The organism is Pseudomonas sp. C5pp (genome assembly GCF_000814065.1).
Classification (GTDB): domain Bacteria; phylum Pseudomonadota; class Gammaproteobacteria; order Pseudomonadales; family Pseudomonadaceae; genus Aquipseudomonas; species Aquipseudomonas asiatica.
This window is the reverse complement of the sequence record NZ_JWLN01000006.1, coordinates 108,612-124,742: the sequence shown is the minus strand read 5'-3', so window position 1 is coordinate 124,742 and position 16,131 is coordinate 108,612. Positions and strand designations below refer to the sequence as shown.

The following is a 16,131-nucleotide window of genomic DNA, read 5'->3' as shown; positions in this document are numbered from 1 at the left end:
CGGGCAGTTGACCGCGATGCGGTCATTCGCAGCACAAGGCTGCTCCTACAAGGACAGGCGCTGGGCCTTCTGTAGGAGCAGCCTTGTGCTGCGAATGGAGGGCGGAGCCCTCCCAGGGGCCTGGCGCTGGAAACAATGGTTAGCAACCTACCATTGTCCGCCCCCGCAATGCAGCAGCTTTTTAGTTGGCAATCATCACCTGATGGGTTTTCAGGTCTGCCTCATGGGCTGCCAGAATCTCCGGCAGCGAGTTGCGCAGGTACTCCACCCAGGTCTTGATCTTGGCATCCAGGTACTGCCGCGACGGGTAGATGGCGTACAGGTTCAGCTCCTGCAGCCGGTACTCGGGCAGCACCCGTACCAGGCTGCCATCGCGCAGGCCGTCGATGGCCGAATAGATTGGCAGCACGCCCACGCCCATGCCGCTGCGGATGGCGGTCTTCATGGCATCGGCAGTATTGACCATGAACGGCGAGCTGGTGATGTTGACCATCTCCTGGCCTTCCGGCCCGTCGAACAGCCATTTTTCCAACGGGATCACCGGGCTGACCATGCGCAGGCAGGCGTGCTTGAGCAGGTCGGCAGGCTTGTGCGCAACGCCGTGGCGGGCGATGTAGGCGGGCGAGGCGCAGACGATGCTGTAGGTGATGCCCAGGCGCTGGGACACGAACCCCGAGTCGGGCAGTTCGGTGGCCAGCACGATGGACACGTCATAGCCCTCGTCGAGCAGGTCGGGCACGCGGTTGGCCATGGTCAGGTCGAAGGTCACGTCCGGGTGCGATTCGCGGTAGCGGGCGATGGCGTCGACCACGAAGTGCTGACCGACCCCGGTCATCGAGTGCACCTTCAACTGCCCGGCCGGGCGGGCATGGGCGTCGCTGGCCTCGGCTTCGGCTTCTTCGACATAGGTAAGAATCTGTTCGCAACGCATCAGGTAGCGCTTGCCGGCTTCGGTCAGCGCAATGCGGCGGGTGGTGCGGTTGAGCAGCCTTGTTTGCAGATGGGCTTCCAGGTTGGATACCGCCCGCGACACGTTCGCGGTGGTCGTATCCAGTTGCCCGGCGGCAGCGGTAAAGCTGCCGAGTTGGGCTACGCAACTGAAAGCACGCATGTTTTGCAGGGTGTCCATGGGTCACTCTCGATGTAGAGGACAAAATTGTGTCACGAAGTAACGTAAAAGAGATGAAAAGTTGCCTTCGACCAAAGGCGGATTATCGCTGTTTTGGTAACAAAGATTCGCAGGAATCCACGCTTATCGCCAGTGCTGCCGCCCCCTAGAATTGCCCGGCCCCTTCACCTCTTCCTCGGGAAATCGCAGCTGTGCCGCGTCGCATCATCAGAACGCTCAATGCGTTCAGTGCCTGTGCCCTTGCCCTCACCTTGAGCGGCTGTATCGGAACCTGGGGCATTGCCCCGCAAAGCAAGACGCTGCAAGCCAATACCCTGACCACCGACGCGGCCATACGCGAAGCCGCAACCGACGCCCACTGGCCCGACCAGCAGTGGTGGCACGCCTATGGCGACCCACAGCTGGACCGCTGGGTTGCCCTGGCCGTGGCCGGCAGCCCGAGCCTGGCCATGGCTGCGGCGAGGGTACGCGAAGCCAAGGCCATGGCCGGCGTGGTCGAGTCGGCGGAAAAACTCCAGGCCAACGGCCAGGCCACGCTCAAGCGCCACAACTGGCCTGAAGACCAGTTCTATGGCCCGGGCGCGCTGTCCGGCGCCAATACCTGGGACAACAACGCCGCCATTGGCTTCAGCTATGCACTCGACCTGTGGGGCCGCGAACGCAACGCCAGCGAGCAGGCCGTGGACCAGGCGCACATGAGCGTGGCCGAAGCCCGCCAGGCGCAGCTGGAGCTGCAGAACAACGTGGTGCGCGCCTACATCCAGCTGAGCCTGCACTTCGCCCAGCGCGATATCGTCAAGGCCGAGCTGGAACAGCAGGAGCAGATCCTGGCCCTGGCCAAGCGCCGCCTGGATGCCGGCATCGGCACTCACTTCGAAGTCAGCCAGGCCGAAGCGCCGTTGCCGGAAACCCACCGCCAGCTCGACAGCCTGGATGAAGAAATTGCCCTGGCCCGCAACCAGCTGGCCGCCCTGGCCGGCAAGGGCCCGGGGGAGGGTGCGCAGTTGCAGCGCCCGAGCCTGGCCCTGGCCGCGCCGCTGAAGCTGCCGTCGAACCTGCCGGCCGAACTGGTCGGCCAGCGCCCCGACGTGGTCGCCAGCCGTTGGCAGGTGGCCGCCCAGGCGCGGGGCATCGATGTCGCCCACGCCGGCTTCTTCCCCAACGTCGACCTGGTCGGCAGCCTTGGCTTCATGGCAACCGGTGGTGGCCCGCTGGAATTCCTCACCGGGCGCAAGTTCAACTACAACGTCGGCCCGGCCATCAGCCTGCCGATCTTCGACGGTGGCCGCCTGCGCTCGCAGCTGGGCGTGGCCTCGGCGGGCTATGACGTGGCCGTGGCGCGCTACAACCAGACCGTGGTCGGTGCGCTGAAGAACATCTCCGACCAGCTGATTCGCCGTGAGTCGATGAAAGAGCAGTCGCACTTCGCCGCCGAGTCGGTAGCGGCCGCGCAGAAAACCTACGACATTGCCATGGTCGCCTTCCAGCGTGGCCTTACCGACTACCTCAACGTGCTCAACGCCCAGACCTTGCTGTTCCGCCAGCAGCAGGTGCAACAGCAGGTGCAGGCTGCCCGCCTGATTGCCCATGCCGAGCTGGTCACCGCCCTGGGCGGTGGCTTGCAGGCTGGTCAGGATGTGCCGAAAGAGGAGCGCCAGGCCGCACCGAAAACCCCGGCCACCCTGGCCATTCTCGACAAGAAGCCGGATAACGCCGAATGAGCACTTCCAGTTTGCCCGTGCGCTGGCTGCAGAGCCTGGAATGGCGCCGGGGCTTCTTTGCCTGGGCGCGCACCGACGGGGTGACCTGGGTGTACATCTTCAAGGTGCTGGCCGCTGCGTTCATCACCCTGTGGCTGGCCATGCGCCTGGAGTTGCCACAACCGCGCACGGCGATGATCACGGTGTTCATCGTCATGCAGCCGCAAAGCGGGCATGTGTTCGCCAAGAGCTTCTACCGGGTGCTCGGCACCCTGGCCGGCTCGGCGATGATGGTGGCGCTGATCGCCATATTCCCGCAGAACACCGAGCTGTTCCTGCCCAGCCTGGCCCTGTGGGTAGGCCTGTGCTCGGCCGGTGCCATGCGCTACCGCACCTTCCGCGCCTATGGCTTCGTGCTGGCTGGCTACACCGCGGCCATGATTGGCCTGCCGGTGCTTGAGCACCCTGACCAGGCATTCATGGCGGCGGTATGGCGGGTGCTGGAAATCGCCCTGGGCATTCTGGTGTCGACCTTCGTCAGCGCCGCGATCCTGCCGCAGTCGGCCAGTGCCGCCATGCGCAACGCCCTGTACCAGCGCTTTGGCGTGTTCGCCGGGGTCGTGGTCGAGGCCCTGCGCGGCGAAAGCCAGCGGGACCGCTTCGAGAGCAGCAACGTGCGCTTCGTCGCTGAAGCAGTGGGCCTGGAGAGCCTGCGCAACGTCACCGCCTTCGAAGACCCGCACATGCGCCGGCGCTCTGGTCGCCTGGTGCGCATGAACAGCGAGTTCATGGCCATCACCACGCGCTTCAATGCCCTGCACCGTTTGCTGGAACGCCTTCGCGCCCGCGGCCCGCTGCAGATCGTCGGCGCCATCGAGCCAGGCCTGAACACCCTGGTGGAGCTGTTGCAGCCTTACGTGGGCCGGGCGCTGACCGACGCCGATGCGCTGCGCCTGACCCTGGAGCTGGCCGCCTACAAGGAAGGCTTGCAGGCACAGGTGCGCGGCTTGCGCGCCGAGTACCTGGCAACCGAGCCGAGCGAGTCCGACCTGCTCGACTTCCATACTGCCTTCGAGCTGCTCTACCGCTTCGTCGACGAGATGTATAGTTATGCCGAAACCCATGCATCTCTGGCCGCGCACCGGCACGAACGCGAGCAGTGGGATGAGCCCTACGTGGCGCAGACCAGCTGGCTGGTATCGTTGGCCGCCGGTGTGCGCGCCTCGGCGGTGCTGTTGTTGCTGGGCAGCTACTGGCTGTTCAGCGACTGGCCCAGCGGCGGCATGATGACCCTGATCGCCACCGTCACCGTGGGCCTGTCGGCGGCCTCGCCGAACCCCAAGCGCATGTCGTTCCAGATGGCCTGCGGCACGGCGATTGGTGCCTTCGTCGGCTTCTTCGAAACCTTCTTTGTGTTCCCCTGGATCGACGGTTTCCCACTGCTTTGCATGGTCCTGGCGCCGGTGTTCGTGCTGGGCGCGTTCCTTTCGTCTCGGCCGGCGTATGCCGGCTACGGCATCGGCCTGCTGGTGTTCTTCGCCATCGGCTCGGTGCCGAACAACCTCACCGTGTATGACCCGTACACCTTCATCAACGACTACATCGGCATGGTCATCGGCATGTTCGTCTGTGCCGCTGCCGGGGCGATCATCCTGCCGCCCAACAGCCGCTGGCTGTGGAGCCGCCTGGAGCAGGAACTGCGCGAGCAGGTGCTGTTCGCCATCAGCGGGCGCCTGCGCGGCCTGGGTTCAGCCTTCGAAAGCCGCACCCGTGACCTGCTGCACCAGGCCTATGGCCTGGCAGCCGGCAAGCCGCAGGTACAGAGCCAGTTGATGGGCTGGATGTTCACCGTGCTGGAAATCGGCCATGCCATCATCGAGCTGCGCAAGGAGCAGGCCCGCGCGCCGGTGCACCCGGCCTACGCCGAGTCGCAGCCCTGGCGCCAGGCGATCCGCGTGATGGGCCGTGCCCTGGCCCGGTTGTTCCTTCAGCCCAGCGCCAGCAACCACGAACGCGCGCTGGTGGCAGTGGACCACGCCATCGCCCGCGTGCAGGCCACCGACGAGCCCTTCGCCCGCCACTTCGACACTTCGGTGCTGCGCCGCGCGCAAAGCTACCTGCACTTCATCCGATCTTCCCTGCTCGACCCACAGTCGCCGTTGGCACCGGCGAAAGGACTGCATGATGCTCCGTGAAACCATGCCCCGTGAAATCGCCTTCCATGGCGTGTACATGCCCACCATGACCTTGATGTTCCTGTTCGCCCTGGGCCTGGCCTGGGGGCTGGACCGGTACATCGCCAGCCATGATGGCTACCGCTTCTTCTGGCACCCGGCGCTGCTGCGCCTGAGCCTGTTCGTCTGCCTGTTCGGCGCCCTGGCGCTGTCGCTCTACTGGTGAGAATCCTTCGATGAAAAAGTTCTTCAGCCTGATCGCCACCCTGTTGGTGCTTGCCGCTGCCGTGGTGATCGGTCGCCAGTTGTGGCTGCATTACATGACCACGCCTTGGACTCGCGACGGCCGTGTGCGTGCCGACATCATCAACGTCGCTGCCGACGTGCCTGGCTATGTGGTGGACGTGCCGGTCAAGGACAACCAGCGGGTGAAGAAGGGCGACCTGCTGATCCAGATCGACCCTGAGCACTACCAGCTGGCGGTCGACCAGGCCAAGGCGCAGGTTGCGTCGCGCAAGGCCACCTGGGAGATGCGCAAGGTCAACGCCAAGCGCCGTGCCGACATGGACAACCTGGTGATCTCCAAGGAAAACCGCGACGACGCCAGCAACATCGCCAACTCCGCCCAGGCAGACTACCAGCAGGCCCTTGCCGAGCTGGCTGCCGCCGAGCTGAACCTCAAGCGCACCCATATCGTGGCCACGGTGGACGGCTACGTGACCAACCTGAATATCCACAAGGGTGACTATGCGCGTACCGGTGAAGCGGTGATGGCGGTGGTCGACGAGAATTCGTTCTGGGTATACGGGTTCTTCGAGGAGACCAAGCTGCCGCATGTGAAGGTGGGTGACCAGGCCGAGCTGCAGATGATGAGCGGCGAGCGCATCAAGGGCCACGTGGAGAGCATCGCCCGCGGCATCTACGACCGCGACAACCCACAAAGCCGCGAGTTGATCGCCGATGTGAACCCGACCTTCAACTGGGTGCGGCTGGCGCAGCGGGTGCCGGTGCGCATTCATATCGATGAAGTGCCGGACGGGTTTTTGCTGGCGGCGGGGACGACTTGTACGGTGGTGGTGAAGCCGAGCGAGGGCTGAGCCGGGGTGAGGTGGTGCAGCTACTGGCCTCTTCGCGGGCTTGCCCGCTCGCACAAGTGGTGCGCTGCTCTTGGGGCTGGCGCAAATCCTGTGGGAGCGGCGCAGTTAGCTCGCTGCCCCCACCAACACTGGTACCCTCACCCGATCAATCACCTTCGCGCTGATCGACGGGTCCAGCATCCGCCCCAGCCGCGACAGGTGGCGGTGGCCCAAGATGATCAGTTCACAATCCAGTTCCTGCGCCTTGGCCACGATCGCCTCGACCGGCTGCCCGGCCACCATGCAGCCCTGGCTGGCGAAGCCGGCTTGCTGCAACTCGCGCACCGCCTCGGCCACGGCCTGGTCGGCCTGGTGCTGCTCTTCGCAGGCGGCGGGGTATTCTTCCAGTTCTTCTGCGGTGTAAGGCGCGGGTTGGTCGTGGACGGCGAAGGTCGAGTCGATGGCCAGCAGCACATGCAGTTCGTGCTCGCCGGGGCTGCAATAGCGGCGGGCGAGGGTGAGCAGGGCAGTGGATGCAGGGGAGGCGTCGATGGCGATCAGGACGGGGCTGGGCATGCGGAATCCTTGTTTCAGGCTGGCTAAGGGGTTGTCTGTTCTGGCCTCTTCGCGGGTAAACCCGCTCCCACAGGTGCGCCACAGTATTCAAAGCCTGTGCAGTCACTGTGGGAGCGGGTTTACCCGCGAAGAGGCCGAACCTGCCATTCCTCATTCTTGGCTCAATCCACCCTCAGGATAAATGCCCCACCACGCACGAGCGCATTGCGTCTGGTGCAATCCAGCAACCTGCTACCATCGCCACTCCCCACAGCTGTAACGGAAAACGGCCATGCAACTCCCGGACATGAACCTGCTCGTCGCCCTCGATGCCCTGCTCGACGAAGGCAGCGTGGTCGGCGCGGCGCAGCGCATGAACCTCAGCCCGGCGGCGATGAGCCGGACCCTGGGGCGTATCCGCGATGCGTTGGGTGACCCGATCCTGGTGCGCGCCGGTCGCGGCCTGGTGCCGACGCCGCGGGCGCTGGCCCTGCGCGAGCAGGTGGCGGCGTTGGTGGAGCAGGCCGGCGAGGTGTTCCGCAGTGGCGACGAGGTCGACCTGCCCAAGCTTGACCGGGCCTTCAACATCCGCACCAACGACCTGTTCATCGCCCTCTACGGTGCCCAGTTGCTGCGGCGCATGCACGAACAGGCACCGCGCACGGTGCTGCGCTTCGTGCCGGAAAGCCCCGGCGGCGATGACGACAGCGTGCTGCGCGACGGGCGTACCGACCTGATCATCAGCTCGACCGTGGACCTGGGGCCGGAGATCAAGGTACAGAGCCTGTTCCAGACCTACTATGTGGGCCTGGCGCGGCGCGACCACCCGATCTTCGAGCAGCCGATCACGGCGCACAGTTTTGCCAGTTATCCACAGATCAGCGTGTCACGCCGTGGACGGGCCAATGGGCCGATCGATGTGGAACTGGCCAACTTCAAGGTGCAGCGGCGGGTGGCGCTGATTACCCCGAGCTTTCACTCGGCGCTGTTCTCGCTACCGGATTCCGACCTGATCCTGCCGATGCCGGCCAACATTCTCAACAGCGTGCACAAGCTCGGGCTGCCGCTGCGCTCGTTCGAGATCCCGGTGCCGCTGGAGCGGGTCAACGTGCTGCAGGCATGGCACCCACGGTTTCACAATGACCCCGCGCATCGGTGGTTGCGGCAGACCCTGAAGGCTTGCTGCAGCGTCGACCCTTGAGTGATGTTCTGCCTGGGCCGGCCTTTTCGCGGGTGAACCCGCTCCCACAGGTACAACACACCTCTCAAGGCTTGTGATGTCCCTGTGGGAGCGGGTTCACCCGCGAAGCAGGCGACTGGGTTTTAAAGTGGATTGCGCCTGACGCAACATAAACCTACCGATAAGTCAGTTTTCGTCAGCATTCGACCTTCTTAGACTTGCTCCAGTCGCAAATTTGTTGCTGGAGATGTCTGCCCATGAGTTCCCTGTCCGCCCCGTCTGCCGTGATTGCCGCCGCCCCCGCGTCGGCCGCGCCTGCGCAGACTGCGTTCGGCCTGCAGGTAGTGGTCGGGCTGTTCGGTGTGCTGCTGGCCGTGTTGTGCGCGGGCCTCAACGAGTCGGTGACCAAGATCTCCCTGGCCGATATCCGTGGGGCCATGGGCATCGGTGCCGACGAAGGCGCCTGGCTGCTGGCGGTCTACAGCGCCGCCTCGGTTTCGGCCATGGCCTTCGCGCCATGGCTGGCCACCACGTTCTCGCTGCGGCGCTTCACCATGAGCGCCATCGGCCTGTTCGCCGTGCTCGGCCTGCTGCAACCGTTCGCCCCCAACCTGCACAGCCTGATGCTGCTGCGTGTGCTCCAGGGCTTTGCCTCTGGCGCCTTGCCGCCGATGCTGATGAGCGTGGCCCTGCGCTTCCTGCCACCGGGCATCAAGGTCTATGGCCTGGCCTGCTATGCCCTCACCGCCACCTTCGGCCCCAACCTCGGCACGCCGCTGGCAGGGCTGTGGACTGAATACGTCGGTTGGCAGTGGGCGTTCTGGCAGATCATCCTGCCCTCGCTGCTGGCCATGTTCTGCGTCGGTTGGGGCCTGCCGCAGGACCCGCTGCGTCTGGAGCGCTTCAAGCAGTTCGACTGGCGCGGCGTGCTGCTCGGCCTGCCCGCCATCAGCTGCATCGTGCTGGGCCTGTCGCTGGGTGACCGCTGGGGCTGGTTCGATTCGCCGCTGATCTGCTGGCTGCTCGGCGGTGGCCTGCTGTTGCTGGTGCTGTTCATGTACAACGAATGGTCCGAGCCGTTGCCATTCTTCCAGTTGCGCATGCTGTCGCGGCGCAACCTGAGTTTCGCTCTGGTGACCCTGGCCGGTGTGCTGATCGTGCTCTCGGGCGTTGGCAGCATTCCGTCGGCCTATCTGGCGCAGATTCAGGGCTACCGCCCGGCGCAGACCAGCCCGCTGATGATGCTGGTGGCCATGCCGCAGCTGGTCGCCCTGCCGTTGACGGCGGCGCTGTGCAATATCCGCGCAGTGGACTGCCGCTGGGTGCTGGGGATCGGCCTGGCGATGCTGGCGGTGTCCTGTGTCGGCAGCAGCCTGCTGACCAGCGAGTGGATCCGAGGCGATTTCTACCCGTTCTACCTGCTGCAGGTGTTCGGCCAGCCAATGGCAGTGCTGCCGCTGCTGATGCTGTCCACCAACGGCATGACCCCGCAGGAAGGCCCGTTCGCCTCCAGCTGGTTCAACACCGTCAAGGGCCTGGCCGCGGTGATCGCCGGTGGCCTGCTGGACGCCCTTGGCACCCTGCGCCGGCACTTCCATTCCAACCACCTGGTGGACAGCCTGGGCAACGCCCCGCTGGTCGACGGTAACGCAGCCGGCCTGGCCAGGCGCATCCACGACCAGGCGCTGGTGCTGACCTCCGCCGACCTCTACCTGGTCATGGCCTGCATTGCCGTGGCCCTGATCTGCCTGATTCCTTTCGTGCCTACCCGGGTCTATCCGCCGCGCGCGGTGGCCTGAACCCTGGATGAATTCGAGAACCACTTAAATGACCAACAACCGCAAAACCCTGTTCATCGGCTCGGTGCTTGCCGTGGCCGTCCTGGCTGCCATCGTCGGCCCGTGGATGTTTGGCAGCGACCACCGCCAGAGCACCAATGACGCGTATGTTGTCGCCGACTACACCGTGGTCGCGCCCAAGATCGCCGGCTTCATCAAGGAGGTGCTGGTGGAGGACAACCAGCAGGTCAAGGCCGGCCAGTTGCTGGCGACCATCGATGCCCGTGACTACCAGGCCGCGCTGGATGCTGCGCAGGCGCAGTTGCTGGTGGCCCAGGCGCAAAGCGCCGATGCCCGTGCCACCCTCGAGCGCCAGGCGTCACTGATTGCCCAGGCTGAGGCTGCAGTGAAAGCGGCCCAGGCCGAAGCTGCGTTCGCCGACCATGAGGTCAACCGCTACAGCCGCCTGGCCGAGCAGGGTGCCGGCACCGTGCAGAACGCCCAGCAGGCACGCAGCGGGGTCGACCAGGCCCGTGCGCGCCTGGCCAATGCCCAGGCGGCACTGGTAGCGGCGCGCAAGCAGGTGGATATCCTTACCGCCCAGGTGGCCAGTGCCGACGGCCAGCTGAAGCGGGCCGAGGCAGGGCTGGAAAAGGCCCAGCTCGATCTGTCCTACACCCGCATCACCGCGCCGGTGGACGGCATGGTCGGCGAGCGCGCCTTGCGTGTCGGTGCCTACGTCAACCCGGGCGCCCGCCTGCTGTCGGTGGTGCCGTTGCAGCAGGCCTACGTGGTCGGCAACTTCCAGGAAACCCAGCTGACCCACGTACAGCCTGGCCAGGCCGTGAGCATCAGCGTCGACACCTTTGCCGGTGAGAAGCTGCAAGGCCATGTGGAAAGCATCGCCCCGGCTACCGGCGTGACCTTCGCCGCGGTCAAGCCGGACAACGCTACCGGCAACTTCACCAAGGTGGTGCAGCGCATCCCGGTGAAGATCGTTTTCGATGACGGCCAGCCGCTGCTTGCCCGCCTGCGCGTGGGCATGTCGGTGGAAGCGACCATCGACACCCGTGGCGACAAGCTGGACGGCAAAGAGGTAAGTGCACGATGAAAGCGGCATTACGCTTGAGCCCGTTGCTGCTGGCCGTATTGATGGCCGGCTGCACCCTGGGCCCTGACTTCCAGCGCCCTGACAGCCAGGCCCCGCAACAGTGGGCGCCGCTGCAAGGCGAGGCGGCGGCCAGCCAGCCGCAGGCCGAACCGCTGGAACTGCGCTGGTGGGAGAGCTTCCACGACGCCCGCCTGAGTGCCTTGATCCAACGCGTTGCCGAGCGCAATCTTGACCTGCAGATGGCCAGCGCCCGCCTGCTGCAAAGCCGCGCCCTGCGCAGCACCGTAGCTGCCGACGAAGTACCGTCAGTGGACGTGAACGCCGGCTACAGCCGTGCACGCAACAGTGCCGAAGGCCTGAGTGACCCGTCCGGCAAGGCGGGCAAGGAAGCCTTCAACCTCTGGCAGGGCGACCTGGTGGCCGGTTGGGAGCTGGACCTGTGGGGCCGTGTGCGACGCCAGGTCGAGGCTGCCGATGCCACGGTCGAAGTGGCCGAGAACGACCGCCGCGGCGTGCTGCTGGCATTGCTTTCGGAAACCGCCGGCAACTACATCCAGCTGCGCGCCGTGCAGCACACCATCGATGTGACCCGCGACAACCTCAAGGTCGCCCAGCACAGCCTGAAGTTGTCCGAGAACCGCCAGGCCGAAGGTGTCGCCACGCGCCTGGACGTGGCTCAGGCCAGTGCCCAGGTCGCCTCGATCGAGTCGCGCCTGCCTAGCCTGGAAGCGCGGCGCGACGACTTGATCAACGCCCTCAGCCTGCTTGCCGCCGAACCGCCGCGCAGCCTGCAGGCCGAGTTGCTGCAGGGCGGCGAACTGCCTGCACCACAGCAGAAGTTCGCCATTGGCCTGCCGTCCGAACTGGCCGAACGCCGCCCGGACATTCGCCAGGCCGAGGCTCGTTTGCATGCTGCCACCGCCAGCATTGGCGTGGCCAAGGCCGACTTCTACCCCAGCATCCGGCTGTCGGGCAGTGTCGGGTTCCAGGCCATGCAGCTGTCCGATTTCGGCGCCTGGGATTCACGCCGCTTCGCCTTCGGGCCGCAGCTGTCGCTGCCGATCTTCGAGGGTGGCCGGCTCAAGGGCACCTTGGAGCTGCGCGAGGCGCAGCAGCAGGAAGCGGCGCTGAACTACCGCAAGGTGGTGCTGGGTGCCTGGCATGAAATCGACGATGTGCTACGCCTGTACAACGCCAGCCAGCTGCGCCGCGACCACTTGGCCGAGGCGGTGCGGCAGAACCGCATCGCCCTGGAAACTGCCCAGCGCCAGTATGTGGAAGGGGCGGTGGACTTTCTCAATGTGCTGACGGTGCAGGGGGCTTTGCTGGCCAGCGAGGAGCAGTGGATCGACAGTTCTGCGGCGGTGTCGCAGGCGCTGGTGGGGTTGTACAAGGCCCTGGGTGGTGGCTGGCAGGCGTTTGATGAGCAGCCAGCGAAGAAAGTGTGATTTTTTGGGGCTGCAAAGCAGCCCCGGCAATTGTCCTGATTACCGAGGAGGCACAGATGCACATTTCCCTGAACGGCAAGCGCGCCATCGTCAGCGGCTCCACCGCCGGCATCGGCCTGGCCATCGCCATCGGCCTGGCCGAGGCGGGGGCCGAAGTGGTCCTCAACGGTCGCACCCAGGCCCGGGTCGACGAAGCCCTCAAGGTAGTGCGCGAGCGCCTGCCGCAGGCGCGCATAATCAGCATCGCTGCCGACCTGAGCACCCAGGCCGGCGCGCAGACGCTTTTCAAGCAGGTGCCGCACACCGACATCCTGGTCAACAACCTGGGCATCTTCGAGCCCAAGCCGTTCTTCGAGATCGAGGATGAAGACTGGCAGCGTTTCTTCGACGTCAATGTGCTCAGTGCCGTTCGCCTGTCGCGCCACTATGCCCCGGGCATGGCCGAGCGCAAATGGGGGCGAGTGGTGTTCCTGTCCAGTGAGTCTGCACTGCAGATCCCGACCGAGATGGTTCATTACGGCATGACCAAGACCGCATTGCTGGCGGTGTCGCGCGGGCTGGCCGAGACCCTGGCTGGCACTGGGGTGACGGTGAACTCGGTGTTGCCGGGGCCTACGCGTTCGGAAGGCGTGGGCGATTTCTTTGCCAGGCTGGCCGAGGAGCAGGGGGTGTCGACTGAAGAGCTGGAAGCCAACTTCCTGGCCGAGCACCGGCCGACCTCGCTGATCAAGCGGCTGGCGACGGTGGAGGAGGTGGCGAACATGGTGGTGTACCTGGCGTCGATGCAGGCCAGTGCCACTACCGGGGCTGCCTTGCGGGTGGATGGCGGGGTGCTGCGTTCCATTGCCTGATCTGTTTTGCCTGTGCTGGCCTCTTCGCGGGTAAACCCGCTCCCACAGGGATCGCACAGGACTCAAATTCTGTGGGGTACCTGTGGGAGCGGGTTTACCCGCGAAGAGGCCAGCACAGGTAACCATTCGATCAGAGCGGGCGCAGCAGGCCAAACCGCTTGCGCAACGCCCAATCCAGCACCCGCCGTGGCAGTAACCGGGCCATCAATGGCAACGCCGTACTGCCGTTCCCCAACCGCACCACCGCTGGCACCGGCGACTTCCCGACCGCCGCCAACACGCCCTGGGCAAACACTGCCGCCGAGGTGGGCTTGTCCTGCGAAGCCCGTGCCCGTGCCTGCACATGCTCGCGCAACGGCCACCACGCCGAATCCGCCGCCAGCACCTGCTCGGCCTGGCGCTGGGCATTGCTGGCGAACTGCGAGGCAATCGCCCCTGGCTGCACTTCCATAACCTGCACACCAAACGGCGCCAGTTCCAGGCGCAAGGCATCGCTCAGGGCATGCACGGCGGCTTTCGAGGCGCAGTAGGCGCCGGCGAACGGCGTGACCAGCACGCCTGATACGCTGCCGATGTTCACCACCAGGCCCCGTGAGCGGCGTAGCTGTGGGAACAATGCGCGGGTAACGCCGACCACGGCGAAGACATTGGTTTCGAACTGCTGGCGCAGGGCATCCACGCCGCCATCAAGCAGCGGGCCCATGGCGCCGTAGCCAGCGTTGTTGATCAGGATATCGAGGTTTTCCAGATCCTCGGCCAGGCGGCCCAGTGCCTCGCTGTCGTTCACATCAAGTTGCCGGGCGGTGAAGCCGGCGGCGTTCAGTTGCTCGACATCCTCAGGTTTGCGGGCGGTGGCCCAGACGTGGTGGCCGGCATCGCGGAAGGCGTCGGCCAGGGCGCGGCCGATGCCGCTGGAACAACCGGTGATCAGGACGGTGGGCATGGTTGGGGCCTGTGTCAGGGAGGATTGGTTTTTCCTGTGCCGGCCTCTTCGCGGGTAAACCCGCTCCTACAGGTACCCCACAGAATTTGAGACCTGTGTAGTCCCTGTGGGAGCGGGTTTACCCGCGAAGAGGCCGGCACAGGCGATACATTAGTTGGCAAACGTACCTTGCAGATGCTCTGCACGAAACTCCAGGGTCTGCGGCCGGTACCCGGAGCGCAGTGGCGGCAGTGGCAGGCAGTCCTTCCACTCGGCCCCTGGCTGCAGTTCACCCGGCCCACGGTAGCGCGGGGCGTTGTAGGTGTTCTCCGCCAGGTTCACGGTATCGCCCGGCGCATACGCCGCCACCCGCCAGCGCAACTCGGTCAGCGGCACGTCATTGCCATTCTTCATGCGCACCTGCAGGGCGCGGTCGGCGGGGCATTGTTCGGGGGCGTAGGTCAGGCGCAGGTCCAGGCGGGCTAGTTGCGAGGTTTCGCGGGTGTCCTGCCAGACGACGAACAGGGCCACCAGGCCCAGGCCACAAACGGCAGCCAGCGAGATCGGCAGGGCCTTGGCCGGGTAGCGCAACAGCAGCACCAGCCAGGTGAGGATGAGGAAGGCACCGATGATCATGGGACGTGCAGACCTTGATTGCGCGGGGTCTGACCATCGTAGCCCGAAATGGAGAGTGGCTCAAAAAGCGGGGCCGCAAAGCGGCCCCAGGGGTTGCATTACTGCGCGATGGTCTTCACCGAAACACCACGCTCGATGGGTGTAGAGGTACGCCCGTACACATCCTCGAAGCGCTCGATGTCATCCTCGCCCAGGTAGCTGCCGGACTGCACTTCGATGATCTCCAGCGGGATCTTGCCCGGGTTGCGCAGGCGGTGCACCGAGGCGATCGGGATGTAGGTGGACTGGTTCTCGGTCAGCAGGAACACGTTCTCGTCACAGGTCACCTCGGCGGTGCCGGATACCACGATCCAGTGCTCGGCACGGTGGTGGTGCATCTGCAGCGACAGGCTGGCGCCCGGCTTGACGGTGATGTGCTTGACCTGGAAGCGGCCGCCCATGTCCACCGAGTCGTACGAGCCCCACGGGCGATACACTTCCAGGTGGTTCTGGGTTTCGCTGCGGCCCTGCTCGTCGAGGGTCTTGACCATCTGCTTGACGCCCTGGACCTTGTCCTTGTGGGCAATCATCATGGCGTCCTTGGTCTCGACCACCACGATGTTCTCCAGGCCGATCACCGACACCAGCTTGCCGTTGCCGTGGATCATGCAGTTGTGGCTGTCCTGCACCACCACATCGCCCTTGGTGACGTTGCCGTTGTCGTCCTTCTCGTGCACTTCCCACAGCGACGACCAGCAGCCCACGTCGCTCCAGCCAGCCGACATCGGCACCACGCAGGCGCGCTGGGTCTTCTCCATCACCGCGTAGTCGATGGAGTTGTCCGGGCAGCAGGCGAAGGTGGCTTCGTCGATGCTCAGCACATCACCGTCTTCCTGGCTGCGCTCCAGGGCCAGCACGCAGGTGTCGTAGATGTCGCCGTCGTGCTTTTTCAGCTCTTCGAGGAAGCGGCTGGCACGGAACAGGAACATGCCGCTGTTCCAGAAGTAGCCGCCGGCCTGGACGAACTCGGCGGCGCGTTTTTCGTCGGGCTTCTCGACGAACTGCGCCACGCGCGCCACGCCTTCAGGCAGCAGGGCGTCCTGGCTGGAACGGATGTAGCCGTAGCCGGTTTCCGGCTTGGTCGCCGGCACGCCGAACAGCACCATCTCGCCACGCTCGGCGGCCACGGTGGCCAGGGCCAGGGCGCGTTGCAGGGCCTTCTGGTCATCGATCACGTGGTCGGCGGGCAGCACCAGCATCAGCTCGTCGCGGCCTTCGTTGACCAGTTTCATGGCAGCCATGGCCACGGCCGGCGCGGTATTGCGGCCGAACGGTTCCATCAGGATGCCTTGGGTTTCCAGCTTCAGCGCGGCCAGTTGCTCCTGGACGATGAACTTGTGGTCCTTGTTACAGACCACGATCGGCGTGTCCATGCCTTCGAACACCAGGCGTTCCAGGGTTTGCTGGAACAGTGTGTGTTCACCGGTCAGGGCCAGGAACTGCTTGGGGAACTGCTTTCGCGACAGAGGCCACAGACGGGAACCGCTACCACCAGAAAGAATTACCGGGATCATCATGTTTCTCCAATAGTC

Annotated in this window: 14 protein-coding genes; 9 read left to right on the top strand and 5 right to left on the bottom strand. The window is 65.2% G+C overall.

Features of this window, described 5'->3' with window-relative positions; translation table 11 throughout:
• Positions 1-181 precede the first annotated feature (181 nt).
• Positions 182-1,129, bottom strand: coding sequence for a LysR family transcriptional regulator (locus RR51_RS06940; protein WP_013974172.1), 948 nt, complete (start codon positions 1,127-1,129; stop codon positions 182-184).
• Between the two features lie 191 nt (positions 1,130-1,320).
• Here RR51_RS06940 and RR51_RS06935 point away from each other — a divergent pair, with 191 nt between their 5' ends.
• From RR51_RS06935 to RR51_RS06920, 4 genes are read left to right on the top strand one after another with little or no spacing between them, the layout of a single operon-like run.
• Positions 1,321-2,850, top strand: a complete 1,530-nt coding sequence (locus RR51_RS06935) for an efflux transporter outer membrane subunit (RefSeq protein WP_039613028.1) — start codon at positions 1,321-1,323, stop codon at positions 2,848-2,850.
• Complete coding sequence (locus RR51_RS06930) at positions 2,847-5,024, top strand: FUSC family protein (protein ID WP_039613027.1); 2,178 nt, start codon at positions 2,847-2,849, stop codon at positions 5,022-5,024. The genes RR51_RS06935 and RR51_RS06930 overlap by 4 nt, the downstream gene beginning before the upstream one ends.
• 4 nt (positions 5,025-5,028) lie before the next feature.
• Complete coding sequence (locus RR51_RS06925; RefSeq protein WP_003257154.1) at positions 5,029-5,229, top strand: DUF1656 domain-containing protein; 201 nt, start codon at positions 5,029-5,031, stop codon at positions 5,227-5,229.
• A 10-nt stretch (positions 5,230-5,239) separates the two neighbouring features.
• The gene (locus tag RR51_RS06920) at positions 5,240-6,100 is read left to right on the top strand and encodes an efflux RND transporter periplasmic adaptor subunit (protein WP_013974168.1); all 861 of its coding nucleotides are present in this window, start codon (positions 5,240-5,242) and stop codon (positions 6,098-6,100) included.
• Between the two features lie 105 nt (positions 6,101-6,205).
• On the opposite strand, the gene RR51_RS06915 is transcribed toward RR51_RS06920, so the two are convergent.
• On the bottom strand, positions 6,206-6,655 hold the full coding sequence (locus RR51_RS06915; protein ID WP_039613026.1) for a universal stress protein: 450 nt from the start codon (positions 6,653-6,655) through the stop codon (positions 6,206-6,208).
• Between the two features lie 271 nt (positions 6,656-6,926).
• Here RR51_RS06915 and RR51_RS06910 point away from each other — a divergent pair, with 271 nt between their 5' ends.
• The 5 genes from RR51_RS06910 (at position 6,927) to RR51_RS06890 (ending at position 13,002) form a co-directional block, all read left to right on the top strand.
• The gene (locus tag RR51_RS06910; protein WP_024087722.1) at positions 6,927-7,835 is read left to right on the top strand and encodes a LysR family transcriptional regulator; all 909 of its coding nucleotides are present in this window, start codon (positions 6,927-6,929) and stop codon (positions 7,833-7,835) included.
• 236 nt (positions 7,836-8,071) lie between these two features.
• On the top strand, positions 8,072-9,613 hold the full coding sequence (locus RR51_RS06905) for an MFS transporter (RefSeq protein WP_039613025.1): 1,542 nt from the start codon (positions 8,072-8,074) through the stop codon (positions 9,611-9,613).
• A 28-nt stretch (positions 9,614-9,641) separates the two neighbouring features.
• On the top strand, positions 9,642-10,703 hold the full coding sequence (locus RR51_RS06900) for an HlyD family secretion protein (RefSeq protein WP_015271753.1): 1,062 nt from the start codon (positions 9,642-9,644) through the stop codon (positions 10,701-10,703).
• Complete coding sequence (locus tag RR51_RS06895) at positions 10,700-12,151, top strand: efflux transporter outer membrane subunit (protein WP_039613024.1); 1,452 nt, start codon at positions 10,700-10,702, stop codon at positions 12,149-12,151. The genes RR51_RS06900 and RR51_RS06895 overlap by 4 nt, the downstream gene beginning before the upstream one ends.
• Before the next feature lie 56 nt (positions 12,152-12,207).
• Positions 12,208-13,002 (top strand): SDR family NAD(P)-dependent oxidoreductase, encoded by a 795-nt coding sequence (locus RR51_RS06890; RefSeq protein WP_039613023.1) that lies wholly within the window; start codon positions 12,208-12,210, stop codon positions 13,000-13,002.
• A 130-nt stretch (positions 13,003-13,132) separates the two neighbouring features.
• Here the strand turns inward: RR51_RS06890 and RR51_RS06885 are convergent, their stop codons facing one another.
• The 3 genes from RR51_RS06885 to RR51_RS06875 form a co-directional block, all read right to left on the bottom strand.
• Complete coding sequence (locus tag RR51_RS06885; protein WP_039613022.1) at positions 13,133-13,945, bottom strand: SDR family oxidoreductase; 813 nt, start codon at positions 13,943-13,945, stop codon at positions 13,133-13,135.
• Between the two features lie 150 nt (positions 13,946-14,095).
• Positions 14,096-14,560 (bottom strand): hypothetical protein, encoded by a 465-nt coding sequence (locus tag RR51_RS06880; protein ID WP_039613021.1) that lies wholly within the window; start codon positions 14,558-14,560, stop codon positions 14,096-14,098.
• A gap of 98 nt (positions 14,561-14,658) precedes the next feature.
• Positions 14,659-16,113 (bottom strand): mannose-1-phosphate guanylyltransferase/mannose-6-phosphate isomerase, encoded by a 1,455-nt coding sequence (locus RR51_RS06875; protein WP_024087718.1) that lies wholly within the window; start codon positions 16,111-16,113, stop codon positions 14,659-14,661.
• Positions 16,114-16,131 lie beyond the last annotated feature (18 nt).